At 64.1% G+C, this 8952-nt stretch carries 6 protein-coding genes and 1 pseudogene; 5 read left to right on the top strand and 2 right to left on the bottom strand.

From position 1 onward, the window contains the following. Positions 1-20: 20 nt before the first annotated feature. The 3 genes and pseudogenes from NP534_RS23650 to NP534_RS23640 all read left to right on the top strand — a co-directional run. Positions 21-764, top strand: a pseudogene (locus NP534_RS23650) (peroxidase family protein); the annotation flags it as partial. Positions 765-984: 220 nt separating this feature from the next. Beyond that, positions 985-2196 (top strand): M24 family metallopeptidase, encoded by a 1212-nt coding sequence (locus NP534_RS23645; RefSeq protein WP_033697291.1) that lies wholly within the window; start codon positions 985-987, stop codon positions 2194-2196. A gap of 122 nt (positions 2197-2318) precedes the next feature. Beyond that, positions 2319-3653: an MFS transporter gene (locus NP534_RS23640; RefSeq protein WP_274100300.1), complete on the top strand. Its 1335-nt coding sequence runs from the start codon at positions 2319-2321 to the stop codon at positions 3651-3653. Positions 3654-3705: 52 nt separating this feature from the next. On the opposite strand, the gene NP534_RS23635 is transcribed toward NP534_RS23640, so the two are convergent. Next, entirely contained in the window at positions 3706-4698 is a 993-nt protein-coding gene (locus NP534_RS23635; RefSeq protein WP_274100299.1) for a GlxA family transcriptional regulator, read from the bottom strand. Positions 4699-4881: 183 nt separating this feature from the next. Between NP534_RS23635 and pssA the strand changes: the two genes are divergently transcribed. Together pssA and NP534_RS23625 are read left to right on the top strand one after the other, a co-directional pair. Next, positions 4882-6210, top strand: a complete 1329-nt coding sequence (pssA, locus tag NP534_RS23630; RefSeq protein ID WP_274100298.1) for a CDP-diacylglycerol--serine O-phosphatidyltransferase — start codon at positions 4882-4884, stop codon at positions 6208-6210. Between the two features lie 83 nt (positions 6211-6293). Then, entirely contained in the window at positions 6294-7460 is a 1167-nt protein-coding gene (locus NP534_RS23625) for a GGDEF domain-containing protein (protein ID WP_274100297.1), read from the top strand. 42 nt (positions 7461-7502) lie between these two features. Here NP534_RS23625 and ppnN read toward each other — a convergent pair whose 3' ends face one another. Continuing rightward, positions 7503-8876: a nucleotide 5'-monophosphate nucleosidase PpnN gene (gene ppnN / locus NP534_RS23620; RefSeq protein WP_033697295.1), complete on the bottom strand. Its 1374-nt coding sequence runs from the start codon at positions 8874-8876 to the stop codon at positions 7503-7505. Between the last annotated feature and the right edge of the window lie 76 nt (positions 8877-8952).

Below are 8952 nucleotides of genomic sequence, written 5' to 3'. Positions count from 1 at the left end.
CGTGTGCTCTTCCGATCTAGCGCGGTGGCGCCAATGGCGGGCGCTTGCGCCTGGCGCCGCAGAGAGGCTGGGCTGCCAACCAGGGCGTGGACAAGGTATTGGCGGCGCTGGAGAAAATTCAGGGCGAGTTCAACAACGGCGGCAAGCAGGTCTCCCTGGCCGACCTGATCGTGCTGGCCGGTACTGCAGCGGTGGAAAAGGCCGCCAAGGATGCCGGTTACACGGGCAGCGTGGGGTTCCGCCCCGGTCGCGTCGACGCGACCCAGGAACAGACCGACGTCGAGTCGTTCGCGGTGCTGGAGCCGCTGGCGGATGGCTTCCGCAACTTCACCAAGGACCGTTACAGCGTCAAGGCCGAGAAGCTGTTGCTGGACAAGGCGCAACTGCTGACCCTCACCGCCCCCGAGCTGACCGCGCTGATCGGTGGCCTGCGCGTACTGGGCGCCAACCAGGGTGGCAGCAAGGACGGCGTGTTCACCGACCGGCCCGGCACCCTGAGCAACGACTTCTTCCGCAACCTGCTGGACATGGGCGTGGAGTGGAAGCCGACCTCGGCCGACAACGAAGCCTTCGAAGGCCGTGACCGCAAGACCGGGCAGGTGAAATGGACCGGCAGCCGCGTCGACCTGGTGTTCGGCTCGCATGCCCAGTTGCGCGCGCTGAGCGAGGTGTACGGCAGCAGCGATGGGCAGGCCAAGTTCGTCAAGGACTTCGTTGCTGCCTGGGTAAAAGTGATGGAGCTTGATCGCTTTGATCTGAAGTAACGTCATCAGTCCTTGGGGCGCTGTGCGCCCCATTCGCGGCGCAAGGCCGCTCCCACAGGGTGTGGGGGCGGCCTTTTGTCGCAAATGGCCGGCAAAGCAGCCCCGGCCATCCCGCCAATTCCAGGTCGGATAGATACAAAAGCGTCCTCGTTCGTTCTGTTGCAATGCTTCTCAGGCGGCCGGCCTGAACAGCGTGCTCACAACGACAAGGAACCCGACCATGCAAATGCCAAAGACCCTGAAGATCCGTAACGGCGAAAAGGTCAAAGCGACTTTCTCCGCGCAGGAATACGCAGCCCGCCACGCCCGTCTGCGGGCCTACATGGCCGAGCAGGACATCGAGGCGGCGATCTTCACCTCGTACCACAACGTCAATTACTACAGCGACTTCCTCTATTGCTCGTTCGGCCGCCCGTACGCGCTGGTCGTGACCCAGGACAAGGTCGTCTCGATCAGCGCCAATATCGATGGCGGCCAACCTTGGCGGCGCACGGTCGGCACCGACAACATCGTCTACACCGACTGGCAACGCGACAACTACTTCGTCGCCATCCAGCAGGCGCTGCCGCTGGCCTCGCGCATCGGCGTGGAGTACGACCACCTCAACCTGCAAAACCATGGCAAGCTCGCTGCCTGCTACCCCAAGGCCGAGCTGCTGGACATCGGCGCCCCGTGCATGCGCATGCGCATGATCAAGTCCGCCGAAGAGCAGGCGTTGATCCGCCACGGTGCCCAGGTGGCCGATATCGGCGGCGCTGCGGTGGTCGAGGCCCTGCGTGAGCATGTGCCAGAGTACGAAGTGGCCTTGCATGCTACCCAGGCCATGGTGCGTGAAATCGCCAAACGCTTCCCCGACGGTGAACTGATGGATACCTGGACCTGGTTCCAGTCCGGGCTCAACACCGATGGCGCACATAACCCGGTTACCAGCCGCAAGGTCGGCAAGGGCGAGATCCTCAGCCTCAACTGCTTCCCGATGATCGCCGGCTATTACACGGCGCTTGAACGCACCCTGTTCCTTGACCATTGCCCGGATGATCACCTGCGCCTGTGGCAGGCCAACGTCGAGGTGCACGAAGCAGGGCTGAAACTGGTGCGCCCGGGCATGCGCTGCAGCGACATTGCCCGTGAGCTGAACGAGATCTTCCTGCGTCACGACCTGCTGCAGTACCGCACGTTCGGCTATGGCCATTCGTTCGGCACCCTCAGCCACTACTACGGCCGCGAGGCGGGGCTCGAGCTGCGCGAAGACATCGACACCGTGCTGGAGCCCGGCATGGTGGTGTCGATCGAGCCGATGATCATGCTGCCCGAGGGTCGGCCGGGTGCTGGCGGCTACCGCGAGCATGACATCCTGATCGTCAACGACAACGGTGCCGAGAACATCACGCGCTTCCCGTATGGCCCGGAGCACAACATCATTCGCAAATAACGCCCGCTGCCGGCCTTTTGGGGCGGGGGTTGCCCCGCAAAGAGGCCGGCACGCACACCACAATAATTACTGAATGACCATTAGACCCTGCCTCCAATTAGAAGAATCAGAGGGTACCCGTCATGTCCAGCACCACCCTGAACGCTTCCACTCTCGGCGGCTCCGTGCCCAGCGCCGAACGCCAGGCCTTGCGCAAGGCCGCGCGCGCCAGTTTCATGGGCAACTTCGTCGAATGGTTCGACTACGCCGCCTACGGCTACCTTGCAACCATCATTGCCGCGACGTTTTTCCCGCAAACCGACAAGACCAGCGGTTTGCTGGCAACCTTCGCGGTGTTTGCCCTGTCGTTTCTCGTTCGCCCGTTGGGCGGTGTGGTCTGGGGCCATTTCGGCGACCGCCACGGGCGGCGAAACGCGCTGTCGTTGTCGATCCTGATCATGTCGATTTCGACCTTCTGCATCGGGCTGCTGCCCGGCTACGCGCAAATCGGCGTGTGGGCGCCGTGCCTGCTGTTGCTGATTCGCCTGGTACAGGGCTTTTCGGCCTCGGGCGAGTATGCGGGGGCGTCGGCGTTTCTGGCTGAGTACGCACCGCAGGGCCGGCGCGGGCTGTACACCAGCATCGTACCGGCCAGTACGGCGGCGGGGTTGTTGTTCGGCGCGGCGTTCGTGGCGGTGCTGCATGAGGTGCTTAGCAGCGAAGACCTGCACAGCTGGGGCTGGCGGCTGCCGTTTCTGCTCGCGGCACCCTTCGGCCTGGTAGGCCGATATATCCGCATGAGCCTGCAGGACACCCCCAAGTTTCTGGAGATGGAGCAGCGCCTGGAGAACAAGGCCTGCATGGCCCCGGCGCCGATCCGTGAGCTGCTGACCGCGCACCGCCGCAGCCTGGTCATCGGTATCGGCGTCACCTGCCTTAACGCGGTCGCGTTCTACCTGCTGCTCAGCTACATGCCCACGTACCTGTCCACCGAGCTGGGCATGGGCGAGCGGGATGCCTTCATCGCCTCGACCGTCTCCCTGGCCACCTACATCGGCCTGATCTTCCTGATGGGGCGGCTGTCTGACCATTTCGGCCGCAAGACCATGCTGGTGATCGCCTCGCTGTTGTTTCTGGGGCTTACCGTGCCGCTGTTCACCTTGCTCGATGGGCAGCCACTGCTGGTGATCCTGGCCATCCAGATCCTCTTCGGTGCGATGCTGGCGATGAACGACGGTACCTTGCCGTGCCTGTTGGCGGAGATCTTCCCGACCCGGGTACGCTTCAGCGGCTTTGCCCTGAGCTTCAATGTGGCCAATGCCTTGTTTGGCGGGACGGCGCCGTTCATTGCCACCTGGTTGATACAGGTGACCGGCAGCAAGCTGGCGCCGGCCGGGTACCTGCTGGCGGCGGCACTGGTGGCGCTGGTGGCGATGTTGATGTGCCGGGAGACGGCGCATGCGGCCTTGAAAGACTAGCGGGCTTTGCCGGCCGCTTCGCGGGGTTACCGGCGAAGCGGCATCCCCTCACTCAGTGCAACGAAGCCTGGCGCCGCTCCCCCAACGGCGACAGCCCAAAGAAGCGGCTGTAGCTCTTGGAGAAATGCGCCGGCGAGCTGAAGCCGCACGCCAGCGCCACCTCACGTACCTGCACATCGCTGCGCAGCAGCAGCTCCCGCGCGCGCGACAGCCGCAACTCCAGGTAGTACTGGCTGGGTGTACGCTGCAGGTATTTATGGAACAACCGCTCCAACTGGCGCACGGTCACTTCGTTGAGGCTGGCCAGCTCCTCCAGCCCCAGGGGTTCTTCCAGGTTGGCCTCCATGATCGCCACCACCTGGCTCAGCTTGGGCTGGGCGCTGCCGAGCAACGTGCGCAGCGGCACCCGCTGGCGCTCGCGCTCGCCACGCACCCGGTCGCACAGCAGCAGCTCGGCCGCCTTGGCGGCGATGCCCTGGCCACCTTCCTCACGGGCCACCAGTTGCAGCATCATGTCCATGGCCGCCACACCGCCCGAGCAGGTATAGCGGTCGCGGTCCAGCTCGAACAGCTGGCCGGAAATGACGATACCGGGGAACTGCTCCTGCAAGGTCTGCATGTCTTCCCAGTGGATGGTACAGCGGTAGCCTTTGAGCAGCTCGGCCTTGGCCAGCAGGTAGCTGCCGGTGCAGATGCCGCCCAGCGGCAGGCGTTGACGGGCCAGTTGGCGTAGCCAGTCGATCAGTGGCCGGGTGCCACGGCTGCGGTCGATCGGGTTGGCACCGACCACCAGCAGAGCGTCCAGCGCCGGGGCGTTGTCGATACAATGGTCAGGCAGCACGCGCATGCCGTTGCTGGCCATTACCGGCTCGTGGCTGGCGGCGATCAGCACAGTGCGAAACATCGGGCGGCGGGCGGCCAGGTTGGCCATGCGCAGGGTCTCCACCGCCGACGCCAGGCCGATGGTGGTGAAGTTGGGCAGGATCAGAAAGCCGAAGGTCTTGACGGTGCAGGGTGATACGGGTGCAGTAGCGGGGTGGACCATTGCGATCTTCCTGTGCAAGCTGAGGCATAGTTGGTCAGGGGCAGTGAAAAATCCAAGCCTCGCGTGTTTCTTGTTGTTATGGGTCGTTGCCGGGTCGATCTTACACCCCCGGCGCAGCGGCCAGGAATGGCTCCGCCGGCTGGCGGCTGCCAACAGTGATTGCCCATAGAAGGTGAACGTTCAGTGAACCCCGAATCCATGCTGGCGGCATTGCCAGGTTTCGCCATGACACCCGCGTCGATCGAGGTGCTGCCCGATGCCAGGGCCTATCGCACCTGCCTGCTCGAGCGCATCAGGGCGGCGACCCGGCGTATCGTCATCGTCGCGCTGTACCTGCAGGAAGACGAAGCCGGCCAGGAAGTGCTGGATGCCTTGTACCAGGCCAAAGCCGCGCGGCCAGGCCTGGAGATCACCATCGTGGTCGACTGGTTCCGTGCCCGTCGCGGCCTGCTGGGGGGCGGGCGGCAGCCAGGCAACGCTGCTTGGTACCAGGCCCAGCGTCAGCACCATGGCCTGGACATCGTCATCCATGGCGTGCCCGTGCAAACCCGCGAGCTGTTTGGTGTACTGCACCTTAAAGGCAGCATCATCGACGATTGCGTGATCTACACCGGCGCCAGTCTCAACAACGTCTACCTGCACCGTTTCGACCGCTACCGCCTGGATCGCTACCACCTGTTCCACTCACCGGCCCTGGCCGATGCCATGGTCGATCTGGTGCGTCGCCTGCTGCACCACACTGCCACGCCGCGCCTCGACCTGCCGGCACCGCCCTCGACCCGCAGCCTGCGCGGCGACATCCGGCGCTTGCGCGCGCGGCTGCGGCGCATGGCCTATGACGTGCCTGCCAGCGCGGCGGGGCAGGGCCTGCGGGTGATCCCGCTGCTGGGTGTCGGGCGCGGCAACCTGCTCAACCGGGTGCTTTGTGCACTGCTGGGCGCTGCGCGCACGCAAATCGTCATCAGCACGCCGTACTTCAACCCTCCACGGGTATTGATGCGCGAAATCGACCACGCACTCGACCGGGGCGTGCGGGTGGAGCTGATTGTCGGCGATCGTACCGCCAATGACTTCTATATCGCGCCCGGCGAGCCGTTCAGTGCCAGCGGCGCGTTGCCTTACCTGTACGAGGACAACCTGCGCGCCTTCACCCGCCGTCGCCAGGCCGCCCTTGCCAGTGGCCAGCTTGAGGTGCGGATCTGGAACGACCCAGGGCACACCTTCCATGCCAAGGGGCTGTGGGTCGACCAGCGTTACTCGCTGTTGACCGGCAACAACCTGAACCCGCGAGGGTTCAACCTGGACCTGGAAAACGGCCTGCTGATCGATGACCCCGAGGCACAGTGGGCAGTGCCGCGCGACGCCGAGTTGGCGGGGTTGCGCCAGCATGCGCGCAGGATCGATTCAGCTGCCGAGCTGGGGGTCAAGGCCGAGCACCCCAAGGAAGTGCGCAAGTTCTTGCGACGGTTGCGCTACAGCCGCCTGGAACCGTTGATCAAGCGGGTGCTGTAACGCTGTTGAGGGGGCTCTGAAAAAGTCTTGCAAGCGCATACAATCAGGCCTTTTCCACGTTAACCAGATAGGCCAGACCGTCCATGGCGCTTGACCCCCCAACGATGCTGACAATCACCATCGCCCTGGCAGCTGCGGCTGCCTTGTACCTGGCGATCGAGTGGCGCAGTGTTCGCGAGCCTTCGCTGCTGTTCTGGAGCACCGGCTTCGCCACGATCACCGTCGGCTGCATCCTGGCCCTGTTGCGGGGCAGCGGCTTGCTGCTGATCGGTATCTGGTTCGCCAATGGCTTGCTGGTGGTGGCGCACGGGTTTTTCCTGCTGGGGGTGCTGCGCTTCACCCAGCACCGCCTGTCGCGCGCCTGGCTGCTGATGGTGGTGGTGTGGTTCGCCTTGCTGCTGTTGCCCGCCGGCCCCGAGTGGTCGAAGGTGATGTTGATGGTCAACTCGTTGCTGGTGGCGTTGCTGACGCTCAAAGCCAGTTTCCTGTTGAAGCCCCACGGCAGGTCGTTGAGCGTGGGCGCGGTGCAGTTGCGTTATGTGCTGCTGATTCATGGCCTGTTCTATGTGGTAAAGGCGATTATTGCAATCACCCCGGGCACGCTGATTGACCTGGCGACGTTTGGCGGGCTGATCATCCAGGTTTCCCTGGTCGAGGGGGCGATGGCAATCATGCTGATTGCGCTGTCGATGACCGGCACGGTGCGTTATCGCCGTGAAGAGCGCATTGCCCGGCTGGCGGCACGGGACCCGCTGACAGCGTTGTACAACCGCCGCGCGCTGGAAGTGCGGGCGACGCACTTTTTCAAAGAGGTGAGCCCGGCGCGGCCAGGCGCCTTGCTGCTGATCGACATCGACAATTTCAAACTGGTCAACGATTTGCACGGGCACATTGCCGGTGATCGGCTGTTGATCGCCTTGAGCGAGATGATTCGTGCGGTGTTGCCGGAGCGATCACTGGCGGCGCGGCTTGGCGGCGACGAGTTTGTCATCCTGCTCAGTGCGGCGACCAGCGAGCGCGTGGTGGCGCTGGGCAGCCAGTTGCGTGAACAGTTTCAGCAGTTTGCGCTGCAAACGGTGCCCACGCCGCAGGCCGTGACCTTGAGCATCGGTGCCAACCTGTTCGACCAGCCGCCCGCGAGCCTGGCGGCGTTGATCGAGCAGGGGGATGTGGCGCTGTATCAGTCCAAGCGCGGTGGGCGCGACAGCATTCGCCTGGTCGACCGGACGCTGGTCAGCTCGGGCAGCTAGCAACGCTTGACGCTGGGGGCCGCCAAAGCGGCCCCCAGACACTCAGGTCACAACCTGATAGCAAGGCACATACGCCGCGCCACCCGGCAGTTTCATCCGGTGCTGGTCGACAAACGCCTGCAACAGGTGCCCCAGCGGCGCCAATACCGCACTGTCACCACGGATCTGGTACGGCCCGTGTTCCTCGATCAGGCGGATGCCCTTGTCCTTGACGTTGCCCGCCACAATCCCGGAAAACGCCCGGCGCAGGTTGGCGGCCAGTTCATGCGGCGGCAGCTCGCGGCGCAGGGCCAGTTCGGCCATGTTGGCGTGGGTCGGGTCGAACGGGTGCTGGAAGCCCTCGTCGATTTTCAGCAGCCAGTTGAAGTGGAAGGCATCGTTGCGCTCGCGGCGGAACTGCTTCACCTCCTTGAGCCCTTCGACCATCTGCCGCGCCACTTCGGCCGGGTCATCGATGATGATCTGGTAGTGGCGCTGGGCGGCGTCACCCAGGGTAGCGCCGACGAACGCGTGCAACTGCATCAGAAACGGCTCGGCACTGCGTGGCCCGGTCAGCACCACCGGGAAGGGCAGGCCCTGGTTGTCCGGGTGCATGAGAATGCCGAGCAGGTAGAGGAACTCCTCGGCAGTACCGGCGCCGCCGGGGAAGATGATGATGCCGTGGCCGACGCGGACGAAGGCTTCCAGGCGTTTCTCGATGTCCGGCAGGATCACCAGTTCGTTGACGATCGGGTTCGGCGCCTCGGCGGCGATGATGCCCGGCTCGGTCAGGCCCAAATAGCGGCTGCCGTGCATGCGTTGCTTGGCGTGGGCGATGGTGGCGCCCTTCATCGGGCCCTTCATCACCCCAGGGCCGCAGCCGGTGCAGACGTCCAGCTTGCGCAGGCCCAGCTCGTGGCCGACCTTCTTGGTGTACTGGTATTCCTCGGTGCTGATCGAGTGGCCGCCCCAGCACACCACCATCTTCGGCTCTACGCCAGGGCGCAGGGTGCGGGCGTTGCGCAGCAGGTGGAACACGTAATCGGTGATGCCCTGGGAGCTTTCCAGGTCGATGCGCTGGCTGGCCAGCTCGCTTTCGGTATAGACGATGTCGCGCAAGGCGCTGAAGAGCATTTCGCGGGTGCTGGCGATCATCTCGCCATCGACGAAGGCATCGGCTGGGGCATTCAACAGCTCCAGACGTACGCCGCGGTCTTGCTGGTGGATGCGCACCTCGAAGTCCTTGTAGGCCTCGAGGATGGTCTTGGCATTGTCGACATGCGCGCCGGTATTGAGGATGGCCAGGGCGCACTGGCGGAACAGGGTGTAAAGGCTACCGGTACCGACTTCACTCAGTTGCTGCACTTCACGTTGCGACAGCGTCTCCAGGCTGCCTTTGGGGCTGACGGATGCATTTATGACATGGCGTTGAGGCATCTAAGTCTTTCCTGTGCGGGTAAAACATCCTTCTTTGACACCACCATACCGAGAAATGTACGCGACAACGAGGGGG

Origin of the sequence: Pseudomonas sp. 39004 (genome assembly GCF_028682155.1) — a bacterium.
Classification (GTDB): domain Bacteria; phylum Pseudomonadota; class Gammaproteobacteria; order Pseudomonadales; family Pseudomonadaceae; genus Aquipseudomonas; species Aquipseudomonas capeferrum.
Note: the sequence above shows the minus strand (reverse complement) of the source record. Positions and strands in the feature narration are given on the sequence as shown.